Genomic DNA, 21,315 nt, shown 5'->3' on the forward strand with positions numbered 1-21,315 from the left:
GTGCCGTCTGCTCTACTCGGGGGTGACAGTCGAGGGGACGGAGCGATCATGGGTGTGCTGTACGACTACTTCCACGCCGCCGACCGGACCACGGCGGTCGACTGGGCGATCGGGCCGGGCGGGGACTGGCTGGCCGAGCGCCCGTCCCTCGACGAGGTCGGCGCCGACTGGGTCGACATGAAGGGACTGGATCCCCATGTCGTCCTCGGACAGCTGGTGGCGTTCACCGAGGGCAGACCCTACGACGTCCGTGCCGCCGGACCCGAACTGGTCTGGCCGGACCTTCAGGCGTGGCCGTACGAGCGGCGGGCGGCGCCCGGTGAGGAGTCGCCGTGGGACTCCGGGCTGCATCTGGTGGAGCTGCCCGACGCCTGGCGGGACCGGCTTGCCGCCATAGAGGGCGAGCACGTGCCGATGCTCGCGCTGCAGTGGTACGACATCGAGGAGGTCGACTTCGCCGACTTCCACGCCTGCGAGGACCACGTCCGCGCCTTCGCCGGCCTGGCCCGCCGCGCCCGAGCGGCGGGCACGCGGCTGTACTGCTTCTGCTGCCCCTGACCCCTCACACCCCGGCGAACTGTGCCCCCGCGTCGCGCAGACGCCGGTGCAGTGCCTGGAACACCTCCGCCGAGCGCACGCCCGGCCAGCCCGCCGGCAGCAGCTCGGTGGGCAGGCCGGGGTCGGTGTAGGGCAGATGGCGCCAGGAGTCCAGGGCGAACAGATAGTCGCGGTAGGCCTCCGCGGGCGGGGTGCCGGTCCTGCGCTCCCAGGCGTGCAGGACCGGGGCGTGCGCGTCCAGGAAGCGCTCGTGCTCCTTGGCGATCGCGGCCAGGTCCCACCAGCGGGCGACCGCCTCGGCCGTCGGCGCGAAGCCCAGGTGCTCACCGCGGAAGAAGTCCACGTACGGGTCCAGATGCAGCCGGCGCAGGGTGTGCCGGGTCTCCTCGTGGAGGCGGGCCGGGGCGATCCACACCCCGGGGGCCGCCGTGCCGAAGCCCAGGCCCGCCAGCCGGGAGCGCAGCACATGCCGCTTCTGCCGCTCCGACTCGGGCACGGAGAACACCGCGAGCACCCAGCCCGCGTCCGCCACCGGCGCGGTCGTATAGATCCGCCGGTCGCCGTCCTCCAGCAACTGGCGTGCTTCCGGGGAGAGTTCGTAGCCGGCCGCGCCCTGCTCCGTGCGGGCCGGCAGCAGCAGGCCGCGGCGTTTGAGCCGGGACACCGAGGAGCGGACGGAGGGCGCGTCCACGCCGACCGCCGCCAGGAGCCGGATCAGCTCGGCGACGGGCACCGGACCGGACATGTAGCGGCCGTACGCGCCGTAGAGCGTGACGATGAGGGACCTGGGGGCGTGCTGCTCGGACACGTTGATCATTTTAGGTCGTCGGCATCACTGCCGGTCACCTTCGTCTCGTAGCCGGAACCGCTGCAGTTTGCCGGTGGCCGTGCGGGGCAGGGCGTCCAGGAAGACGAACTCGCGCGGGCACTTGTAGGGCGCCAGTTCCGCCTTGAGGAAGGCCCGCAGGGGCTCGGGCTCGCGCGGAGCCCCCTCGCGCACCACCGTGTAGGCCACGACCACCTGCCCGCGCGCCTCGTCCGCCCGGCCCACGACCGCCGCCTCCACCACGTCCGGGTGCCGCAGCAGCGCGTCCTCCACCTCCGGTCCGGCGATGTTGTACCCGGCGGAGATGATCATGTCGTCGGCGCGGGCCACGTAACGGAAGTAGCCGTCGGGCTCGCGGACATAGGTGTCGCCGGTGATGTTCCAGCCGCCGCGCACGTACCCGCGCTGGCGCGGATCGGCGAGATAGCGGCAGCCGACCGGGCCGCGCACGGCGAGCAGACCGGGCTCCCCGTCGGGCACCGGTGCGCCGTGCGTGTCCTGCACCCGCGCCTGCCAGCCCGGCACCGGCACGCCCGTGGTGCCCGGTCTGACGGCGTCGTCGGCGGCGGAGACGAAGATGTGCAGCAGCTCGGTGGCGCCGATGCCGTTGATGATGCGTACGCCGGTGCGCTCGTGCCAGGCCCGCCAGGTGGCCGCGGGCAGGTTCTCGCCGGCCGACACGCAGCGCCGCAGCGACGAGACGTCGTGGCCGTCCAACTGCTCCAGCATGGCGCGGTAGGCGGTCGGGGCGGTGAACAGGACCGAGACGCGGTGCTCGGCGATCGCGGGCAGCAGTTGGCGGGCGCCCGCCTGCTCCAGCAGCAGGGAGCTGGCGCCGGCCCGCATCGGGAAGACGACCAGCCCGCCCAGTCCGAAGGTGAAGCCGAGCGGGGGGCTGCCCGTGAACACGTCGTCCGCGCGGGGGCGCAGCACATGCCGCGAGAAGGTGTCCGCTATGGCCAGCACGTCCCGGTGGAAGTGCATGCACCCTTTCGGGTGACCCGTGGTCCCCGAGGTGAAGGCGATCAGGGCCACGTCGTCGGCCGCGGTGTCGACCGCCGGGTACGGCGTGCCCGGCGCGGGACGGCCGAGGAGGTCGTCGGCGCCGTCGCCGCCGTACGTCGTGATCCGCAGCCCGGGGATGTCGGCCTTCGCCAGGTCGTCCACCGCCCGGATGTCGCACAGCGCGTGCCGCACCAGCGCGATCTCGCACAGGGTGGCCAGTTCGTGCGGGCGCTGCTGGGCCAGCACGGTGACCGCTATCGCGCCGGCCTTCAGCACGGCCAGCCAGCAGGCAGCGAGCCAGGGCGTGGTCGGGCCGCGCAGCAGCACCCGGTTGCCGGGGACCACGCCCAGGTCGCCGGTGAGCACATGCGCGATCCGGTCGACGCGGGCGCGCAGTTCGCCGTACGTCCAGGTGGCACCGCCCGGGGTGTGGAAGGCCGGACGGGCCGGGTCGGTGTGGTCCAGCAGCTCGGCGGCGCAGTTCAGCCGGTCGGGGTAGCGCAGCTCCGGCAGTTCGAAGCGCAGCTCGGGCCATTCGTCCGGGGGCGGCAGATGGTCGCGCGCGAAGGTGTCGACGTGGGCCGAGCGATACATGGCGGTTCGCCCCCTTGCCGTGACAAACATCGATACGGGCGTGGTGCTGGGCACCGGCGTCCCGGTGCACCCAGGGGGTGCCTGCCGGACCATGCCGGGGTCGGCTGCGATTCGAGCGTATCGGGTTGGTGACGGCAGTCAACCTTTCGCGATAGCGTCGCAAGGGTGGCGGGGCAGGCCCGAGGCGCCCCGGACGGCGACGGGAAGGGCCGTGACGGCCCGGCCCGGAGGGAGGACCGGCAGTGCCCGCATTCTCGCTCGGACCAGAGCAAAACGCCTGGCGTGCCGAGCTGCGCACGCTGGCCGCGCAGCGGCTGCGGCCGCTCGCCGACCAGGGCGACTCAGGACACGTCAACCGGCCGCTGCTCGCCGAACTCGGCCGACTCGGCCTGCTGGAGCGGCTGTTCACCTCCGGTGCGCTCGACCTGTGCCTGATGCGGGAGTCCCTCGCCCAGGCCTGCACCGAGGCCGAGACCGCCCTCGCCCTGCAGGGCCTGGGCGCCCATCCGGTGCACGCCCACGGCAGCTCCGCCCAGAAGAAGCGCTGGCTGCCCGAGGTCGCCGGGGGCCGCGCGGTCGCCGCCTTCGCCCTGAGCGAGCCGGGCGCCGGTTCGGACGCGGCCGCGCTCGCCCTCGCGGCGCGGCCGGACGGCGCCGGCTGGCGGCTCACCGGGGAGAAGTGCTGGATCTCCAACGCCCCCGAGGCCGACTTCTACACCGTCTTCGCCCGCACCGCACCCGGCGCCGGAGCCCGGGGCGTGACCGCCTTCCTCGTCCCGGCCGACCGGCCCGGCCTCACCGGCAGCGCGCTGGAGATGCTCTCGCCGCACCCCATCGGCGCCCTCCGCTTCGACGCCGTGCCGGTCACGGCCGACGACATGCTCGGCGAGCCCGAGCGCGGCTTCGCCGTCGCCATGGGCACCCTCAACCTGTTCCGCCCCAGCGTCGGCGCCTTCGCGGTCGGCATGGCCCAGGCCGCGCTCGACGCGACCGTCGAGCACACCGGCCGCCGCGAGGCCTTCGGCGGCCGGCTGAAGGACCTGCAGACCGTCTCCCACCAGGTCGCCGAGATGGCGCTGCGCACGGAGGCGGCCCGGCTGATGGTGTACGCGGCGGCGACGGCGTACGACCGGGGCGCCGCCGATGTGCCGGGGCGCGCGGCGATGGCCAAGCTGCTCGCCACCGAGACCGCGCAGTACGTCGTCGACACCGCCGTCCAGCTGCACGGCGCCCGTGCCCTGCGCCGCGGTCACCTCCTCGAACACCTCTACCGCGAGGTGCGGGCCCCGCGCATCTACGAGGGTGCGAGCGAGGTCCAACGGGGCATCATCGCCAAGGAGTTGTACGCCCAGACCCACCACCAGGAGGTTCCGTGACGACCGAGCGTGTCAACCCGCCCGAGCTGTCCCCGCCCACGGGGTTCTCGCACGCCGTCGTCGCCTCGGGCTCCCGTGTGGTGTTCCTCGCCGGCCAGACCGCCCTCGACGGCGACGGCAAGGTCGTCGGGGACACGCTCCCCGAGCAGTTCGAACAGGCCCTCGGCAACCTTCTCGCGGCGCTGCGCGCGGCCGGCGGCACCCCTGGCGACCTCGCCCGTGTCACCGTCTACGCCACGGACGTCGCCGCGTACCGCGAGCACGCCGGACACATCGGCCGCCTCTGGCGGGAGGCGGCGGGCCGGGACTATCCGGCGATGGCGGTCGTGGAGGTCGTACGGCTGTGGGACCGCGAGGCCCTGGTGGAACTGGACGGGTTCGCCGTACTGCCGTAGCCGGACGGACCCTGCCGCCGTGGGCGGTGCGGTTCAGGCCGCCACCGGCCGCTGCGCCGGAACCCGGCACGGCGGGACCACGCTGCCGTCCGGGTGCAGTTCACCACTGTCGTCGAAGACGATCGAGCCGTCGCACAGCAGTGTCCAGCCCTGCTCGGGATGGGCGGCCACCGGATGCCGCGGGGCGGGGCCGGACGCGGGGCACGAGGACCGGTTGCAGCACATGGCGCACCTCCACATCGGGATGTGAGGGGCCGGCGGGTGCGGCCGCCGCCCGTCATACCCAGACCATGCTCCTGTCGTGAACGCCCCGGAACCGCGCGTCGTGAAGCGTGACAACACCCGGACAACTCCCGGACCCTTCCATGACGCGCCACCGAAGGAGTGACGGTCACGCCCCGCGGCCCGGCCGCCCGGTACCAGTGGAAGCCCTCAGCCCACCCACCGGGAGGTACTCCATGCCAGCACGCCCCGTCCTCGCCACGGCCCTCGGTGCCGCCGCCCTGCTGTGCGCCGCCGTCGCCCCGGCCGCCGCCGACTCCTCCGAGACCGTGACCATCGACAAGACCGGCCATGTCGCCGAGGACGGCACCATCACGCTCACCGGCACCTACCGCTGCACGGGAGCCGCCGGCCTGGCCTTCGTCAGCTCCACGATCAGCCAGGGCGACCGCACCTTCGTCTACGGCATCGGCGGCTCCGCCGCCCGGTGCGACGGCGCCGAGCACCACTGGGAGAACACCAGCTCGTTCTCGCCGAACCCCTTCAAGGCCGGCAAGGCCCATGTGCAGGCGACGATCACGGAACTGCGCTCCGGCGGGCTGCTGTTGCTGCCGGACATCCACGCCACCAAGGAGCAGGACATCACGCTCGACGTGGAGTGAGGGACGGTCCGCGCCGAGCGGCCGGCCACGGGCCGACGACAGGCCCTAGTACCCCCGCCGTACCACCGCTTCCCCCGCCGGCCGGCGCAACGCGGCCACGAACTTGTAGCGGGATCCGCGGTACACCGACCGTACCCACTCCACCGGCCTGCCCTGCGCGTCCCGCGAGTGGCGGGACAGCAGCAGCATCGGCAACCCCACGTCCGTGGCGAGCAACTGCGCCTCGCGCGGGGTCGACAGCGAGGTCTCGATGGTCTCGTCGGCCTCCACGAGATGGACGCCGTACACCTCGGCGAGGGCCGTGTACAGCGACGGACGGGTGTCCAGCGAGGTGCGCAGGCCGGGAAAGCGGCGGGCGGACAGATGGGTCGTCTCGATCGCCATGGGGTCGCCGCTGGCCAGCCGCAGCCGCTCGATGCGCAGCACCCGCTCGCCGATCCCGATGCCGAGCAGGCCCGCGAGTCGCTCGTCGGCCGGCACCTCCCCGATGTCCAGCATCTGCGAGGCGGGGGTGAGGCCCTGCGCCCGCATGTCCTCGGTGTGCGAGGTGAGCTGGAGCGTGCGGTACAGCTTGGGCTGGGCGACGAAGGTGCCCTTGCCCTGGATCCGGTCGAGGCGGCCCTCGCCCACGAGTTCCGTGAGCGCCTGCCGGACGGTGGTCCGTGAGGTGTCGAAGCGGACGGCGAGCAGGCGCTCGGCCGGCATGGCCGAGCCGGGCTGCAGCTCGTCGGCCATGGCGAGCAGCCGCTGTTTGATCCGGTAGTACTTCGGCACGCGCGCGGTGCGGCCGGACGCCCCTCTGTGCGGCTGGGCGCTGCTGACGTCGGTGGTCATGCCTGCCTTCCCGGCTGTGTCGACGGTCTCCCGTTATAGCGACCAACTGCCCTATGGTCTAGTCCAACTCACTCGCCCGGGTCCGGTCCGTCCGGATGTCCGGGCGAAAGGGGCGGATGCGGACGGACGCGCTCCGGTGACGTTCTCGTAACGGCCGGAATCGGCTTCCCGGACCACCCTTGACACCCCGAAAGGTCTAGGCCAAGCTCCACCGTACTGGTCTACACCATTAGTGGCCAGGTCCCGAGCCCTACGTGCAACAGCGTCGTACGCAGGTCACCGCCGAGGGCGTGGGGGGTTAGTGGCATCCCTGAGGAGGGTGGCGTGAAGCGCAAGCTCGCTTCCGCGATCGTGATCGCGGGCATGATGGTCTCCGTTGCGGCGTGTGGCGGAAACGACGGCAAGGACAGCGGCAAGGACGCGGGACCGGGCAGCTGGAAGGGCCAGACGCTGACGGTCTGGACCATGGACGGCTCCGCGCCGCCGCAGTGGACCAAGGACGTCCAGGCAGGCTTCGAGAAGAAGACCGGCGCGAAGGTCAAGTTCGAGATCCAGAAGTGGGACGGGATCCAGCAGAAGATCACCACCGCGCTCTCCGAGGACAACCCGCCGGACGTCCTGGAGGTCGGCAACACCCAGACCCCGGCCTACGCGGCCACCGGCGGCCTCGCCGACCTCTCCGACGTCAAGAAGGAGATCGGCGCCGACTGGACGCCGTCGCTCTCCCAGTCCTCCGTGTTCGACGGCAAGCAGTACGCCGCCCCCTGGTACTTCGCCAACCGCGTGGTCATCTACAACAAGGCGATCTGGGCGAAGGCCGGCATCAAGTCCACCCCGAAGACCCGCGACGAGTTCTTCAAGGACCTGGAGACCATCGGCAAGAAGACCGACGCCGAGCCGCTCTACCTGCCGGGCCAGAACTGGTACTTCCTCGACGGCCTCATCATCGGCCAGGGCGGCGACCTGGTGAAGAAGCAGGGCGACAAGTACGTCTCCAACCTGTCGGACCCGAAGGTCTCCGCGGCCATGGAGACCTACAAGAAGTACGCCTCCTACTCCAAGGCCCCCAAGGACAAGGACGAGGCCACCCCGCAGCAGGCCCAGGTCTTCGCCAAGGGCAAGACCGGCGCGTTCATCGGCATGGGCTGGGAGGCCGGCACCGCCGTCCAGGCCAACAAGGCCATCGAGAAGGACCTCGGCTACTTCACCATCCCGGGCGAGACGGCCGCCAAGCCCGAGGGCGTCTTCCTCGGCGGCTCCAACCTCGCCGTCGCCCAGAACAGCAAGAAGCAGTCCCTGGCCAAGGAGTTCCTGAAGGTCGCCCTCTCCGACCAGTACGAGGGCGAACTGGCCAAGCTCAGCGGCATCGTCCCGAACAAGACCTCGCTGCAGAGCAACCTCAAGGGCAACGCCGTCGCCGAGGCCGCCGCGCCCGCCGCAGCCGGCGGTGGCACCACCCCGCTGATCCCGGAGTGGGCCGCGGTGGAGAACACCCCGAACCCGATCAAGTCCTACATGACCGCGGTGCTGAACGGCAAGGACCCCGCGGCGGCCGCCAAGGACGTCGAGGGCGAGATCAACAAGCGCCTGGCCCAGCAGAACTGATGACCCGCCGGGGGCGCCGCAGCAGGCGCCCCCGGCTCCGTGTGCCCTCCGCACCGACGGCGCACGGAGTTCGTACGGCCACGGAAGAGATGGCAATTCATGTCAGTGCAGACCGAAGGCACGGACACGGCCGGGGAGCCCGCTGTCCGCAAGGCCCGGATACCCAGGCCGCCGACGGGTGAGGACCGCGGCTCCGGGTCCTCGTCCCGCCGCGCCGGCGCCGCCCCCTATCTCCTGCTGCTGCCGGCGCTGCTGGCCACCCTGGTCCTGCTCGGCTGGCCCCTCGTCAAGAACGGCATGCTGTCGTTCCAGAACCTCAACCCGCGCCAGCTCATCCAGCACCTCACCGAGTGGAACGGCGTCGACAACTACAAGGAGATCCTGACCGGTTCGGACTTCTGGAAGGTCGTCGAGCGCTCGGTCTTCTTCACCGCCGTCAACGTCGTCCTGATCATGGTGCTCGGCACCCTGATCGGGCTGCTGCTGGCCCGGCTCGGCAAGAAGATGCGGCTCACGCTCCTGGTGGGCCTCGTCCTCGCCTGGGCCATGCCCTACATCGCGGCCACCACCGTCTACCAGTGGCTGTTCGCCCAGCGCTTCGGCGTCGTCAACTGGGTCCTGGACAAGCTCGGCTGGCACTCCATGGCCGACTACAACTGGATGGGCAGTCAGTTCTCCACCTTCTCGGTGATCATCCTGCTCATCGTGTGGCAGTCGGTCCCGTTCGTCGCGATCAACCTGTACGCCGCCACCACCACCATCCCCAAGGAGCTGTACGAGGCCGCGTCCCTGGACGGCGCCGGCGCCTGGCAGAGCTTCACCTCCGTGACCCTGCCCTTCCTGCGGCCGTTCCTCTACGCCACGACCTTCCTCGAGGTCATCTGGGTCTTCAAGGCGTTCCCGCAGGTCTTCGCCATCAACGAGGGCGGCCCCGACCGCCTCACCGAGACCCTGCCGATCTACGCCTATGTCGAGGGCGTCGGCAACCAGCACTTCGGCGTCGGTGCGGCGATCTCCTTCCTGACCATCCTGGCCCTGCTCGTCATCACCTCGTACTACCTGCGCATGGTGCTCAAGCAAGAGGAGGACGAGCTGTGAAGCGCTCGCTCTTCGGCCGTATCTGGCCCAACGCGACCGCCGCCGTCCTCTTCGTCGGCTTCGTGTTCCCCGTCTACTGGATGTTCGCGACGGCCTTCAAGCCCACCAACGACATCATCTCCGAGAACCCGGTGTGGTTCCCGACGAACGTCACCCTCAGCCACTTCAAGAAGGCCGTCGACGCCGACCACTTCTGGACGCTGGTCGTCAACTCCGTCACCGTCACGGTCCTGTCGGTCGTCTTCTCGCTCGTCATCGCCCTGTTCGCGGCCTTCGCGCTGGCCCGGATGCGGTTCAAGGGCCGGCGCGGGCTCATCGTGACGTTCATGCTGGCGCAGATGGCCCCCTGGGAGGTCATGATCATCGCCATCTACATGATCGTCCGCGACGACGACATGCTCAACAGCCTGGTCCCGCTCACCGTCTTCTACACGATGATGGTGCTGCCCCTCACCATCCTGACGCTGCGCGGCTACGTCGCCGCCGTGCCGAAGGACCTGGAGGAGGCGGCCATGGTCGACGGCTGCACCCGCTTCCAGGCCTTCCGCAAGGTGATCTTCCCGCTGCTGGCGCCCGGCCTCATGGCGACCTCGCTGTTCGGGTTCATCACAGCCTGGAACGAGTTCCCGCTCGTCCTCATCCTCAACAAGGACATCGAGAAGCAGACGCTGCCGCTGTGGCTGTCGCAGTTCCAGACCGCCTTCGGTGACGACTGGGGCGCCACGATGGCCGCCTCGTCCCTGTTCGCGCTGCCCATCCTGATCCTCTTCATCTTCATGCAACGCAAGGCCGTCAGCGGCCTGACCGACGGCGCAGTGAAGGGATGACCCCGCCGATGACCACACTCGCCACCGGCACAGACACCCTCACCCGGGACGCCCTCGCGGTGCTGCAGCCGGGCTTCGACGGCACCACCGCGCCCGACTGGGTGCGCCGCCGCCTCGGTGAGGGCCTCGCCTCCGTCGCCCTGTTCGGCCGCAACGTCGTCACCGAGGAGCAGGTCACCGCCCTCACCGCCGCACTGCGCGCCGAACGGGACGACCTGCTGGTCGCCATCGACGAGGAGAGCGGCGACGTCACCCGCCTCGACGTGCGCACCGGCTCCTCTTTCCCCGGCAACCACGCCCTCGGCGCCGTCGACGACCCCGACCTCACCCGGGCCGTCTCCCGCGAGCTGGGCCGGCGCCTTGCCGCCTGCGGCGTCAACTTCGACTGGGCGCCCTCCGCCGACGTCAACGCCAACCCCGACAACCCCGTCATCGGGGTGCGCTCCTTCGGCGCGAGCACCGACCTGGTCGCCCGGCACACCGCCGCCTGGGTCCAGGGCCTGCAGTCCACCGGCGTCGCCGCCTGCACCAAGCACTTCCCCGGCCACGGCGACACCAACGTCGACTCCCACCACGCCGTACCCCGCATCGACGTCGACGCCGACACCCTCTACGCCCGCGAGCTGCCCCCGTTCCGCGCGGCCATCGCCGCCGGCACCCGGGCGATCATGAGCGCGCACATCCTCGTCCCGGCTCTCGATGCGGACCGCCCCGGCACCCTCTCCCGCCGCATCCTCACCGAACTGCTGCGGGGCGAACTCGGCTACCGGGGCCTGATCGTCACCGACGGCATGGAGATGCGCGCGATATCCGGCACCTACGGCCTGGAGCACGGCGTGGTCCTCGCGATCGCGGCCGGCGCCGACGCCATCTGCGTCGGCGGCGGGCTGTGCGACGAGGGCACCGTGCTGAACCTCAGGGACGCGCTCGTGGCCGCCGTACGCTCCGGCGAACTGTCCGAGGAACGGCTCGCCGACGCGGCCGCCCGGGTGCGGGCGCTCGCCGCCTGGACCGCCGGGGCGCGCGGCGGCGCCGCCGAGACCGCGCCCGACCCCGAGATCGGCCTGGTCGCGGCCCGCCGCGCGCTGCGGGTGACCCGGACCGGCCCCGCCGCGGCCATCAACACCCCCGTGTACATCGCCCAGTTCGAGCCCGAACGCAACATCGCCGTCGGCGACCAGACCCCCTGGGGCGTGGCCGTCGAGCTGGCACGGCTGCTGCCCGGCACCAGCGTCGCCTCCTTCACCGGCGACGGCGCGGGCGCCGACGCACTCGCCGCGGCCGACGGCCGCCGGATCGTCGCCGTGGTCCGCGACGAGCACCGGCACCCCTGGATGGGCTCCGCCCTCGACACCCTGCTCGCCGCCCGCCCCGACACCGTCGTCGTGGAGATGGGCCTGCCGCAGGCCGCCCCGCGCGGCGCCCTGCACATCGCCACGTACGGCGCCGCCCGGGTCTGCGGTGCGGCGGCGGCGGAAGCCGTCGTCGCGGGCTGACCCACGGGCTCACCGGCCGCCCGCGCCTCTTCGCGGGCGGCCCGCTCGACCTTGCTCTATTCCCGGATCCCAACCGCACTTGCTCGCACTTGTGTTCCAGAGGAATCGCATGCAAACGCCCCATCCCCACCTCCACCGGGCGGCCTCCGCCCGCCCCTACTTCAGCGCCGACGGCGAGACCTACCTCGCCTCGACCCCGTTGCGCGACATCGAGAAGTCCCAGCCCCTGCGCGTGCTCTCCGAAGCGGACCTCGCCTTCTGGCAGACGTACGGCTACGTCATCGTCCGCGAGGCCATCACCCCCGGCGAGGCCAAGCAACTCCTCGACTTCGCCTGGCAGTTCCAGAACCTCGACCCCGACGACCCCGAGACCTGGTACGCGGAGCCCCGGTTCCGCTCCGAACTCGACCAGCACCTGTTCATCTACGGCTTCGTCGAGGCCTACCACCACCAGTTCCTCTGGGACAGCCGCCAGACCCAGCGGGTCTACGACGCCTTCGTGGACGTCTGGGACTGCGAGGAGCTGTGGGTCACCCTGGACCGGCTCAACCTCAACCCGCCCAACACCCGCACCCGCTCCCGCTCCCTGATCGAACCCACCGACGAGGGCTTCGACATCGAACTGCACTGGGACGTCGACACCACCCTCGCCGTCCTGCCGCAGCGCGTCCAGGGCATCATCGCCCTCAACGACACCCGGCCCGAACTCGGCGGCTTCCAGTGCGCCCCGGAACTCTTCCGCCGCTTCGAGCAGTGGCGCGTGGCCCAGCCCTCCGGCCGCCACCCGATCCGGCCCGGCGCCGACCGCGCCGAATTCCCGGTGGTCCGCCCCGACCTCCAGGCCGGTGACCTGCTGATCTTCAACGGGCTGCTGGCGCACGGCGTGGCACCGAACCTCTCTGACAACGGTGTCCGAGCCGTCCAGTACCTGTCGATGATGCCCGCGCTGGAGGAGCACACCGCCCTGCGCGACTCCCGCGTCACCTCCTGGCGCACCCTTGCGACGCCCGACTGGAACGCCACGCTCCTCGGCGACGCCCGCGCACCGGAGGCCCACCGCTACGGGCCCGCCACGCTCAACCCCCTCGGCAGCAGACTGCTGGGCCTGGACTCGTGGACCACCGCCCCGGAAGGGGCACAGTGAACCGCATCTGCCTGTGCCTGCCCACCAACCGGGCCTGCTCCGCCACGCTCGTCGCGATCCACGCGGAAGCCGCCCATGCCGCCCGGCACCTCGGCTCCGACGTCCAGCTCCTGATCCTCGACTCCGCCGACGACCCCACGCGCGCCGAGCACGCCCGGGTCCTCGCCGCCCTGCCCCCGGTCGCCCACGTCACCGTCCACCACCTCGGCGAGGACGCCCAACGCGACGTCCTGCGCCGGGCCATCGAGCAGGCCGACCTGCCCGAACCCGACCGCGTGCTCCGCCTCATGCTGCCGCCCGCCGTCTCCTACGGCGCCTGCACCAACCGCGCCTTCCTGCTCGCCGCCGCCCTCGGCTGCACCTCGCTGCACCGCCGGGACTCCGACAGTACCTACCAACTCCACGCCGGGCGGCCCGTGTTCCCCATCCACCACGAGCTGCCCTGGCTGGGCCGGCCCGCCGCCGAGGCCACCGGCACGGTCACCCGCACCGACCTCGCCCCGGAACTGCTGCACCGCCCGGTCTCCCTCGCCGGAGCCTCCTTCATCGGTGAACTCTCCGTCGACATCGCGGAGATGCGGCGACTGGACGAGGGCGTGTACCACGACGTCGTCAGCCTCTGGGCGCCCGGCGACTGGAGCGAGGAACGCAGACGCGACCTGGTCGAGGAGTCCTTCACCGGCGCGGGCACCACACCTTTCACCGGCGACCGCTCCACCCTCACCCTGGTCGACCCCATGCGCGTCGACATGTGCAACATCGCCTTCGGCCGAGCGGTCTACGAGCGCGTCCCGCTGCCGCCCGCCACCGACACCATCGGCAGCGACTACTTCCTGCTCCATCTCGTCCACGACGCCCGCCTGCCCGGCATCCTGCACAACCGGCACATCGAGAACTTCCACACCCCCGAACGCCGCACCGACACCGGGTTCCCGGCCTACCAGCGGCGATTCGTGAAGTTCCTGCTGTCGATGCTCTACTTCCACCACGTCTACGACCGCATGGCCGACGCGGGCGACACACTGCTGGACGGCGACCGGTACGTTCGGGCCGAGCGGATCGTGGCGTTCCTGCGCGACAGCACCGGCCTGGACCGCACCGAGAACGTCTGGCGCCTGGACCGGGTCGACACCGCCTACCGCAAACTGGGCGGCCGGTACGCGGCGTTCGCCGACCAACTGGAGCAGCAGCGCGACCAGTTGCTCGACGAGGCCGCATCCGACATCGAGGACTTCGCCCACCTGATCGAAGCCTGGCCCGCACTCATCGAGGCGGCCCGCACATGAACGCCCCGAACGGGCGCGAGGCCCCGTCCGCCGTACGGCTGCCGCCGCACGGGCGCGACCAGCCACACCGGACCCGCAGCAGTGCGACGGCGCTCCGCGGCACCGCCGCAGGCGCACTGCGCGCATCCCTGGCCACCGCCGAGACCGACCGCATCATCTACGACCTCACCGGCATCGAGCACCAATACGCCGCCCTGCTCGACGAGTTGCCCGACATCAAGGTCCGCTTCGCCCTCAAGGCCTGCCCCGTGGACGAGGTCCTGCAGTGCCTGGCCGCCGCAGGCGCCGGCTTCGACGCCGCCGGCCCCGCCGAGATCACGCAGGCACTCCGCGCCGGCTGCGAGCCCGACCGCATCCACTACGGCAACACCATCAAGTCCGACCACGACATCGCGGAGGCCCACCGCCTGGGTGTGCGCACCTTCGCCACCGACAGCGTCGAGGACGTCACCGCCATCGCCGCGCACGCGCCCCGCGCCCGGGTCTTCTGCCGCCTCGCCACCAGCGGCGAGGGCGCCCTGTGGGGCCTGAGCCGCAAGTTCGGCTGCGCCCCCGAGGACGCCGTCCACGTGCTGGAGACGGCTCGCGCGGCCGGACTCGTCCCGGCCGGTCTGTCCGTCCACGTCGGCTCCCAGCAGATGACCGCGGAGGGCTGGCAGCAGGCCCTCGACACCCTCGCCGCTACCCTGACGGCCCTGGCCGGGCGGGGGATCGTACCCGACCACGTCAACCTCGGCGGCGGGCTGCCCGCGCTCGGCTACCAGGACCGCCACGGCAACCCCCTCGACCCGCCTCTCGACAAGATCTTCACCGTGCTCCGCGAGGGCATGGACCAGCTGCGCGCCCTCACCGCCACCCCGCTCGCCTTCGTCATGGAACCCGGCCGCCATCTGGTCGCCGACCACGGCGCCGTGCGCGCCCATGTCTCCCGGCTGACCCGGCGCCGCCAGCCGGACGGCACGGACGCGCACTGGCTGTACCTGAGCTGCGGCAAGTTCAACGGCCTCTACGAGATGGACCAGTTGACGCACCGGATGGTCTTCCCGGACCACCTGGGCGCACAAGAGCACGTGCCCGCCGTCGTCGCCGGACCCACCTGCGACAGCGACGACGCCTACGGCGACGGCCGGCACCCGGTGCCGGTGCCCCGCGCCGTCACCTCCGGCGACCCGGTCTGGATCCTCTCCGCCGGCGCCTACGCCACCAGCTACATGACCCAGGGGTTCAACGGCATCCGCCCGCTGCCCTGCGTCTGCGTACGCGGCCAGGAAGGACATCACTGACATGAGCGACCTCATACGGGGCCTGACCGAGGCCGACTGGCCCGAGGTCGCGGCCCTGGAGGCCGAGGCGTACGCGGACACCTCGCTCACCGAGGGCGAGGCCGCGCTGCGGTCCCGGGCCGCGGCCGGCACCTGCTTCGTCCTGGACCGCGGCGGGCGGCTCGCGGGCTATGTACTGGCCCTGCCCTACCCGAGGTTCCGCTACCCCGACCTGAACCGGGCCGAACCGGCCGTCCACCGGTCCGCCAACCTCCACCTGCACGATCTGGTCGTCACCACGCCCCAGCGGCGCAGCGGGCTCGGCACCCGCCTCGTCCACCACCTGACGGACACGGCCCGCACGCGCGGGTTCGAGACCATGTCGCTGATCGCGGTCGCGGGCAAGGAGCCCTTCTGGCGCGCCAACGGCTACCGCCCCCACCACGAGGCACGTCTGCCGGCCGGTTACGGCGACGGCGCGGTGTACATGTCGGCGCGGGTGGCCGCCGTACGGGAGGCGAGCCGATGACCGCGAGAACCGATCCCGCGGGCTTTCGCCGGGCCAAGTGGTCCATCGCCGCGCTCTTCTGCTTCCTCGGCTTCCAGTACGGCACCTGGGTCTCCCGCCTCCCCGCGCTCAAGACCCGCCTCGACCTGGGAGCCGGGGAGGTGGGGCTGCTGCTGATGGCCTGCGGAGCCGGCGCGGCGGCCTCCTTCCCGCTCGTCGCCGTCCTGATGCGCCGCCTCGGCTCCCGACGGCTCTGCCTGGCCTCGGCCGGCTGCCTGATCGCCGTACTGGCGGCCCTCGCCGCCGTACCCGACTACCCGCTCGCGCTCGTCGCCGTCTGCGCCGACGGAGTCGCGGTCGGCTGCCTCAACGTCGCCATGAACGCCCAGGGAGCCGCGCTGGAGCAGACGTACGACCGCACCGCCATGTCCCAGCTGCACGCCACGTTCAGCGCCGGGCTGCTCGCCGCCGCCCTGCTCAGCTCCGGTGTGACCGGCCTGACCGCGTCCCTCCCGGTGCACTTCACCGTGGCCGGGGCCCTGTTGCTGCTGCTGGTCGCGGGCGCCCGCCCGGCCCTGCTGGCCGACGGCCCGTCCGGGCAGCCGGACGAGCCGCGGCAGCGTCGCCGCCGGACCCTGCCCTCCTGGACGACCCTGCTGATGGGCTGTGCCATGGCCTTCGGCACGATCACCGAGGGCGCCATGAACGACTGGTCGACGCTCTATCTGAAGGACGTCGTCAAGGCGTCGGCGTCCGTGGCACCCCTCGGAATCGCGGTCGTCTCCGTGATGATGCTGCTGGCCCGGCTGCGCGCGGACCGCTGGCGCACCCGCTTCGGCGACGGCCGGGTGGTCCGGGTGGGTGGCGCGGTGGCCGCCGCCGGTCTGGCCCTCGCCCTGTCGGCCGGCGGGGTGGTCCCGACCCTCCTCGGCTTCGCCTGTGTCGGCCTCGGCGCGGCCGCCATCACCCCGTGCGTCTATGTCGCGGCCGCCGGCCACGGCTCCGACGCCCTGGCGCTGGTGGCCGCGATGGGCACCACGGGCCTGCTGGCGGGCCCCGCCCTGATCGGTTTCGTCGCGGGCGCGACGAACCTGACCCTGGGCATGGCGACGGTCGCCGGATCGGCCCTGATCGTCACGGTGACGGCGCTCTGGATCCCCTGGGCGGACCGTGCTCCCGCACCGGCCGCCGACGACGCCTCAGTACCGGCCCATGAGAACGCGTAGCGCCCGGGCCGGCGGCGGACTCACGGAACCGCGCAACACCCCGGCGCCGCGCGCCAGTACCGCGTCCGCGGTGAGCAGCTCGATCTCGACCAGCGCCCGCACCAGCCGCCGGCCGGGAGGCGGGATCAGCGTGGGCAACTCCCGGGCGGCCACCAGGCAGGCGCGGGCGGCGGCGACCTGGTCCGCCACCAGCGCCGCCAGGCTCGCGCCGCCGCGGCCGGTCGCCAGCTCGGCCGTGTCGAGGGAGAACCGTTCCAGCGTGGCCGCCGGGATGCCCGTGCGGCCCTCGCCCAGGTCCTCGGCGAGGTCGTTGACGAAGTCGAGCCGCTGGCTGCCGTCGATGAACGTCCGGCACGCGGCCCGGTACTCGCGGTCGTCGCCCTGCGGCCCGAGCAGATCCGCGATCAGCATGAAGGCGGGGAACGAGTAGGCGTCCACATAGGCCTGGTAGTCGGCCTCGGTGGCGAAGCCGGTGAAGTGCAGTTCGGCCGTGGCGGTCTTCAGATAGGCCGCCACGGTCTCCCGCAGCCGCGGCCGGGCGGACACGGTGTGCCCGAGCGTGCGCAGCAGGGCGACGTCACTCGTCCCCGTCGCCAGCGCCTCGCGCACCTGCCGCTCCCAGCCGGTCCAGGCCGCCTCGCGCTGCGGCAGGGGCCCGGTGTCCATCAGGGTGTCCCCGTGATGCATCACGGCGGTCATCGCCACCACGTGCGGCAGCAACCGGCTCGGCAGCAGCAGCCTGACGGCCAGGTACGCGGTGCGCCGGTACCGCCGTACCAGCTGCCGCTGACGGTCGTAGTCCGCACGCAGTCCCGGCTCCCGGACGCCGGCCGCGTCCAGGCTCTTCGTCCACCCTCGCATGAGCCGATCGTAGGGCCACCGCGGGTCACCGTACGGCGATCACATTGGTGGCCTTCTCGCCGACGACGTCGAACAGGACCCGCTGCCCCTCGCGCGTGGTCTGTGTCTCCATGCCGGAGAACGGGCGCCGTTCGCCGTCCTCACCGGCGATGATGCCCAAGCCGTCCGCGTCGTTGTACACGGCGATCCTTCCGAGCGGCATCGTCCTGTCCTCCGTGGGTCGGTTTGTGAAGCTCCTGATGTCCCCCGGTGAGCAGAGCATCACCCACCGTGTCGAACGGTGGGAAGAGGCGTACGGCGCGTCGGCCAGTGTTTGACCGGAAGTCAACAGCCTTCCGTCAGCGGCTTCGCAGCCCCTCGGCGAAATGCCGCGCCGCCTGGAGGTCGCTCCGATCGGGCCGTCCCTTGCGGATGCCGCCGACCGGCTTGAACGGGGCCCAGGTGTCGAAGGCGCGGCAGGAGAACGTGCCCGCCGCCGTGAAGCCCTTGCTCCGAAGGCCGCGCAGGAGCGGGGCGAAACGGACCCACGGAAGGCCGCTGGTCGCGAACACGAACGCGCCGCCGTGCTGTTGGGGCAGGGAGGAGACGAACCGGAGAAGGTCGGGATGGAACCTCTGGTTGAAGATCCCGGAGCCGAAGCCGACCAGGTCGTAGTCGCCCAGTTCGGCGGGATCGACCTGGTCGGGCTCGACCACCTTCGCCCCCAGCACCTCCGCCATCGCCTCCGCGACCCTGCGGGTGTTGCCGTGCGACACCGACGTGCAGATGATCAGGGTCCTCGTCATGCTGTTCCTCCCGTGTACCCGTGGGTCGCGTCCGGTTCACAGGACACGGCAGCCGCCGAAAACGTGACACCGGGCCCGTGTGGCGCGGGTCACGTGTCTTCGGCGGGAGCCGTGGGGGTGCGGACGGCCCGGCCCGGGGCCGGCCGTCAGGCGCGGCAGCGGAGCATGGCCAGCGGCGGGTTGTCGTAGAAGTCGTCCCAGAATTCCTGACCGAACTCCTCCACCCCGGCCGGCGAGATCTCCAGCGGCACCCACTCGACACCGGTGAACCCGGCCGCCTCAAGGCATGTCTCGTACGTGGTGCGGCTCGGCGGGATCGCCGTGAACGAGACCGGGTGGCCGTCGAGCAGGGCGGTGATCCTGGACGGTGTCCCCACCGGAGAGGACTCACCGGTGGCCTCGCAGCGGAATCCGTACTTGTCCAGCGGCGCACCGCCGAACCGGTACGCCGGGTTCTGCGTGAACACGTACAGCGGGGCGCCCTCGGTGAGCAGGGCGTGGATGCTGCGGCACATCAGCTCGATCGTGGCGACGTCCTCGCTGTAGTTGAACAGCTGGACCGCCACCCCGATGTCGAAACGGGTCGTCGCGTCCGTCAGGTCGGCGACGTCGCCGACCGCGTACCGCACCCCGAGAGGAGCCGCCTCTTCCAGCTTCTCGCCGACGGCGATCATCTCGGGGGACACGTCGACGGCGAAGACGTCGGACGCACCGCGCCGCTTGAACTCCCGTGCGTAGAAGCCGGTACCGGCCCCCAGGTCGATCACCGACTTCCCGGCGACGTCCCCGACCATGGCCAGGAAGCCGGGCACCTCTCCGTACCGCGCCAGCGGCAGGGCCTTGAAGCCTTCGAACGCTTCCCCGATCCGGTCGTACTGCTGCTGTGCGTCAGCCATGGAACGCTCCCCCCGTGTGGGCCTGTTCGAGGACGGCTCTCGGCTGGACGAACAGTCCGGGACGCCGTTGTGAACGGCAGTCTCCACGGATCCGGGCGGCAGGCCGTATTGGCATGAACCACAAAGGTTCAGCCGGCCGTCCGGATCCGTGTACGAGACACCACGGCCACGGGAGGACGCGGAACGAGTTCCTCCGGAGGGGTCTGCTGTCTGTCCCGGTTCCTAGATGTCGCGGAAGGTCTCGATCTGTGCCCCGATCGAGTTCAGGCGCTCGGCGAGGTCCTCGTAACCCCGGTTGATGACGTACACGTTGCGCAGCACCGACGTGCCCTCCGCCGCCATCATCGCCAGCAGGACGACCACGGCGGGGCGCAGGGCCGGGGGGCACATCATCTCGGCGGCGCGCCAGCGGGTGGGGCCCTCGACCAGGACGCGGTGCGGGTCGAGGAGTTGCAGGCGGCCGCCGAGGCGGTTGAGGTCCGTGAGGTAGATCGCGCGGTTGTCGTAGACCCAGTCGTGGATCAGCGTCTTGCCCTGCGCGACCGCGGCGATGGCCGCGAAGAACGGGACGTTGTCGATGTTCAGGCCCGGGAAGGGCATGGGGTGGATCTTGTCGATGGGGGCTTCGAGCTTGGAGGGGCGGACCGTGAGGTCGACCAGGCGGGTACGGCCGTTGTCCGCGCAGTACTCGGGGCTGCGGTCGTGGTCGAGACCCATCTCCTCCAGGACCGCCAGCTCGATCTCCAGGAACTCGATGGGGACGCGGCGGACCGTCAGTTCCGACTCCGTCACCACGGCTGCGGCCAGCAGGCTCATCGCCTCGACCGGGTCCTCGGAGGGGGAGTAGTCCACGTCGACGTCGATGTTCGGCACGCCGTGCACGGTGAGCGTGGTGGTGCCGATGCCCTCGACCTTGACGCCCAGCGCCTCCAGGAAGAAGCACAGGTCCTGGACCATGTAGTTGGAGGAGGCGTTGCGGATGACCGTCACGCCGTCGTGCCGAGCGGCGGCCAGCAGCGCGTTCTCGGTCACGGTGTCGCCGCGCTCGGTCAGCACGATCGGGCGGTCGAGGCGGACCGTGCGGTCGACCCGCGCGTGGTACTGGCCCTCGGTGGCCGCGATGTCCAGGCCGAACCGGCGCAGCGCGATCATGTGCGGTTCGATGGTCCGCGTGCCGAGGTCGCAGCCGCCGGCGTACGGCAGCTTGAAGGCGTCCATGCGGTGCAGCAGCGGGCCCAGGAACATGATGATCGAGCGGGTGCGTACGGCCGCGTCCGCGTCGATCGCCGCCATCTCCAGCTCGGCCGGCGGCACCAGTTCCAGGTCGACGCCGTCGTTGATCCAGCGGGTGCGCACGCCGATGGAGTTCAGCACCTCCAGCAGGCGGTACACCTCCTCGATGCGGGCCACTCGGCGCAGCACCGTACGCCCCTTGTTCAGTAGCGAGGCGCACAGCAGTGCCACGCAGGCGTTCTTGCTGGTCTTGACGTCGATGGCGCCGGACAGCCGACGGCCGCCGACGACTCGCAGATGCATCGGGCCCGCGTAACCCAGCGACACGATCTCGCTGTCCAGGGCCTCACTGATCCGGGCGATCATCTCAAGGCTGATGTTCTGATGGCCGCGCTCGATGCGGTTGACCGCGCTCTGGCTGGTGCCGAGCGCCTCCGCGAGCTGGGTCTGTGTCCAGCCTCGGTGCTGCCGGGCGTCACGGATGAGCTTGCCGATGCGTACGAGGTAGTCGTCTGCCATGAGGCTGAGGCTATCTCAGATATGAGATGGCGCCCGCCATGGGGGGCCATTCGGGTGATGTCGCGCCGATGGTGCATGCCGTGTCATGTCCGATGTC

General features: G+C 71.4%; 22 protein-coding genes. 13 read left to right on the plus strand and 9 right to left on the minus strand.

All coding sequences use genetic code 11. From position 1 onward, the window contains the following. Nucleotides 1-48: 48 nt before the first annotated feature. Nucleotides 49-558, plus strand: coding sequence for a hypothetical protein (locus tag AQI95_RS18200; RefSeq protein WP_067124239.1), 510 nt, complete (start codon nt 49-51; stop codon nt 556-558). Nucleotides 559-562: 4 nt separating this feature from the next. Here AQI95_RS18200 and AQI95_RS18205 read toward each other — a convergent pair whose 3' ends face one another. Continuing rightward, nucleotides 563-1,375 carry a PaaX family transcriptional regulator gene (locus tag AQI95_RS18205; protein ID WP_067124241.1) on the minus strand — a complete coding sequence of 271 codons (813 nt, stop codon included), beginning with the start codon at nt 1,373-1,375 and terminating at the stop codon, nt 563-565. A gap of 15 nt (nt 1,376-1,390) precedes the next feature. Beyond that, nucleotides 1,391-3,121 (minus strand): AMP-binding protein, encoded by a 1,731-nt coding sequence (locus tag AQI95_RS18210; protein WP_208614219.1) that lies wholly within the window; start codon nt 3,119-3,121, stop codon nt 1,391-1,393. A gap of 104 nt (nt 3,122-3,225) precedes the next feature. Here AQI95_RS18210 and AQI95_RS18215 point away from each other — a divergent pair, with 104 nt between their 5' ends. Beyond that, nucleotides 3,226-4,359: an acyl-CoA dehydrogenase family protein gene (locus tag AQI95_RS18215; RefSeq protein ID WP_067124245.1), complete on the plus strand. Its 1,134-nt coding sequence runs from the start codon at nt 3,226-3,228 to the stop codon at nt 4,357-4,359. Next, nucleotides 4,356-4,754: a RidA family protein gene (locus tag AQI95_RS18220; protein WP_067124247.1), complete on the plus strand. Its 399-nt coding sequence runs from the start codon at nt 4,356-4,358 to the stop codon at nt 4,752-4,754. Before AQI95_RS18215 ends, AQI95_RS18220 begins: the two co-directional genes overlap by 4 nt. Nucleotides 4,755-4,787: 33 nt before the next feature. Here AQI95_RS18220 and AQI95_RS18225 read toward each other — a convergent pair whose 3' ends face one another. Continuing rightward, entirely contained in the window at nt 4,788-4,979 is a 192-nt protein-coding gene (locus AQI95_RS18225) for a DUF5999 family protein (RefSeq protein WP_067124249.1), read from the minus strand. Between the two features lie 233 nt (nt 4,980-5,212). On the opposite strand from AQI95_RS18225, the gene AQI95_RS18230 reads away from it, so the two are divergent. Continuing rightward, on the plus strand, nt 5,213-5,638 hold the full coding sequence (locus tag AQI95_RS18230; protein WP_067124251.1) for a DUF6299 family protein: 426 nt from the start codon (nt 5,213-5,215) through the stop codon (nt 5,636-5,638). Between the two features lie 45 nt (nt 5,639-5,683). Here the strand turns inward: AQI95_RS18230 and AQI95_RS18235 are convergent, their stop codons facing one another. Further along, entirely contained in the window at nt 5,684-6,472 is a 789-nt protein-coding gene (locus AQI95_RS18235) for a GntR family transcriptional regulator (RefSeq protein ID WP_067124253.1), read from the minus strand. Between the two features lie 324 nt (nt 6,473-6,796). On the opposite strand from AQI95_RS18235, the gene AQI95_RS18240 reads away from it, so the two are divergent. The 9 genes from AQI95_RS18240 to AQI95_RS18280 all read left to right on the plus strand — a co-directional run bounded on the left by AQI95_RS18240 (nt 6,797) and on the right by AQI95_RS18280 (nt 16,924). Beyond that, nucleotides 6,797-8,077: an extracellular solute-binding protein gene (locus tag AQI95_RS18240; RefSeq protein ID WP_067124255.1), complete on the plus strand. Its 1,281-nt coding sequence runs from the start codon at nt 6,797-6,799 to the stop codon at nt 8,075-8,077. A gap of 99 nt (nt 8,078-8,176) precedes the next feature. After that, entirely contained in the window at nt 8,177-9,175 is a 999-nt protein-coding gene (locus tag AQI95_RS18245) for a carbohydrate ABC transporter permease (RefSeq protein WP_067124257.1), read from the plus strand. Next, complete coding sequence (locus AQI95_RS18250) at nt 9,172-10,002, plus strand: carbohydrate ABC transporter permease (RefSeq protein ID WP_067124259.1); 831 nt, start codon at nt 9,172-9,174, stop codon at nt 10,000-10,002. Before AQI95_RS18245 ends, AQI95_RS18250 begins: the two co-directional genes overlap by 4 nt. An 8-nt stretch (nt 10,003-10,010) precedes the next feature. Next, entirely contained in the window at nt 10,011-11,498 is a 1,488-nt protein-coding gene (locus AQI95_RS18255; RefSeq protein ID WP_067124260.1) for a glycoside hydrolase family 3 protein, read from the plus strand. 109 nt (nt 11,499-11,607) lie between these two features. After that, complete coding sequence (locus tag AQI95_RS18260; protein WP_067124262.1) at nt 11,608-12,642, plus strand: phytanoyl-CoA dioxygenase family protein; 1,035 nt, start codon at nt 11,608-11,610, stop codon at nt 12,640-12,642. Then, nucleotides 12,639-13,928: a DUF6271 family protein gene (locus AQI95_RS18265; protein WP_067124264.1), complete on the plus strand. Its 1,290-nt coding sequence runs from the start codon at nt 12,639-12,641 to the stop codon at nt 13,926-13,928. Before AQI95_RS18260 ends, AQI95_RS18265 begins: the two co-directional genes overlap by 4 nt. After that, the gene (locus AQI95_RS18270) at nt 13,925-15,211 is read left to right on the plus strand and encodes a type III PLP-dependent enzyme domain-containing protein (RefSeq protein WP_079071319.1); all 1,287 of its coding nucleotides are present in this window, start codon (nt 13,925-13,927) and stop codon (nt 15,209-15,211) included. The genes AQI95_RS18265 and AQI95_RS18270 overlap by 4 nt, the downstream gene beginning before the upstream one ends. A 1-nt stretch (nt 15,212) precedes the next feature. Continuing rightward, entirely contained in the window at nt 15,213-15,719 is a 507-nt protein-coding gene (locus AQI95_RS18275) for a GNAT family N-acetyltransferase (protein WP_067124266.1), read from the plus strand. Next, nucleotides 15,716-16,924 carry an MFS transporter gene (locus AQI95_RS18280; RefSeq protein WP_067124267.1) on the plus strand — a complete coding sequence of 403 codons (1,209 nt, stop codon included), beginning with the start codon at nt 15,716-15,718 and terminating at the stop codon, nt 16,922-16,924. The genes AQI95_RS18275 and AQI95_RS18280 overlap by 4 nt, the downstream gene beginning before the upstream one ends. On the opposite strand, the gene AQI95_RS18285 is transcribed toward AQI95_RS18280, so the two are convergent. The 5 genes from AQI95_RS18285 to AQI95_RS18300 all read right to left on the minus strand — a co-directional run bounded on the left by AQI95_RS18285 (nt 16,898) and on the right by AQI95_RS18300 (nt 21,218). Next, nucleotides 16,898-17,785 carry a squalene/phytoene synthase family protein gene (locus AQI95_RS18285; RefSeq protein ID WP_067124269.1) on the minus strand — a complete coding sequence of 296 codons (888 nt, stop codon included), beginning with the start codon at nt 17,783-17,785 and terminating at the stop codon, nt 16,898-16,900. The two genes, AQI95_RS18280 and AQI95_RS18285, sit on opposite strands and share 27 nt — an antisense overlap. Nucleotides 17,786-17,810: 25 nt before the next feature. Further along, entirely contained in the window at nt 17,811-17,987 is a 177-nt protein-coding gene (locus tag AQI95_RS47985) for a cold-shock protein (RefSeq protein WP_167361949.1), read from the minus strand. A 136-nt stretch (nt 17,988-18,123) separates the two neighbouring features. Continuing rightward, nucleotides 18,124-18,570, minus strand: a complete 447-nt coding sequence (locus tag AQI95_RS18290) for a flavodoxin family protein (RefSeq protein WP_067124271.1) — start codon at nt 18,568-18,570, stop codon at nt 18,124-18,126. Nucleotides 18,571-18,716: 146 nt separating this feature from the next. Then, entirely contained in the window at nt 18,717-19,466 is a 750-nt protein-coding gene (locus AQI95_RS18295; protein ID WP_067124273.1) for a class I SAM-dependent methyltransferase, read from the minus strand. 222 nt (nt 19,467-19,688) lie between these two features. Beyond that, the gene (locus AQI95_RS18300) at nt 19,689-21,218 is read right to left on the minus strand and encodes a helix-turn-helix domain-containing protein (RefSeq protein ID WP_067124275.1); all 1,530 of its coding nucleotides are present in this window, start codon (nt 21,216-21,218) and stop codon (nt 19,689-19,691) included. Nucleotides 21,219-21,315: the final 97 nt, after the last annotated feature.

Source organism: Streptomyces yokosukanensis (genome assembly GCF_001514035.1).
Classification (GTDB): domain Bacteria; phylum Actinomycetota; class Actinomycetes; order Streptomycetales; family Streptomycetaceae; genus Streptomyces; species Streptomyces yokosukanensis.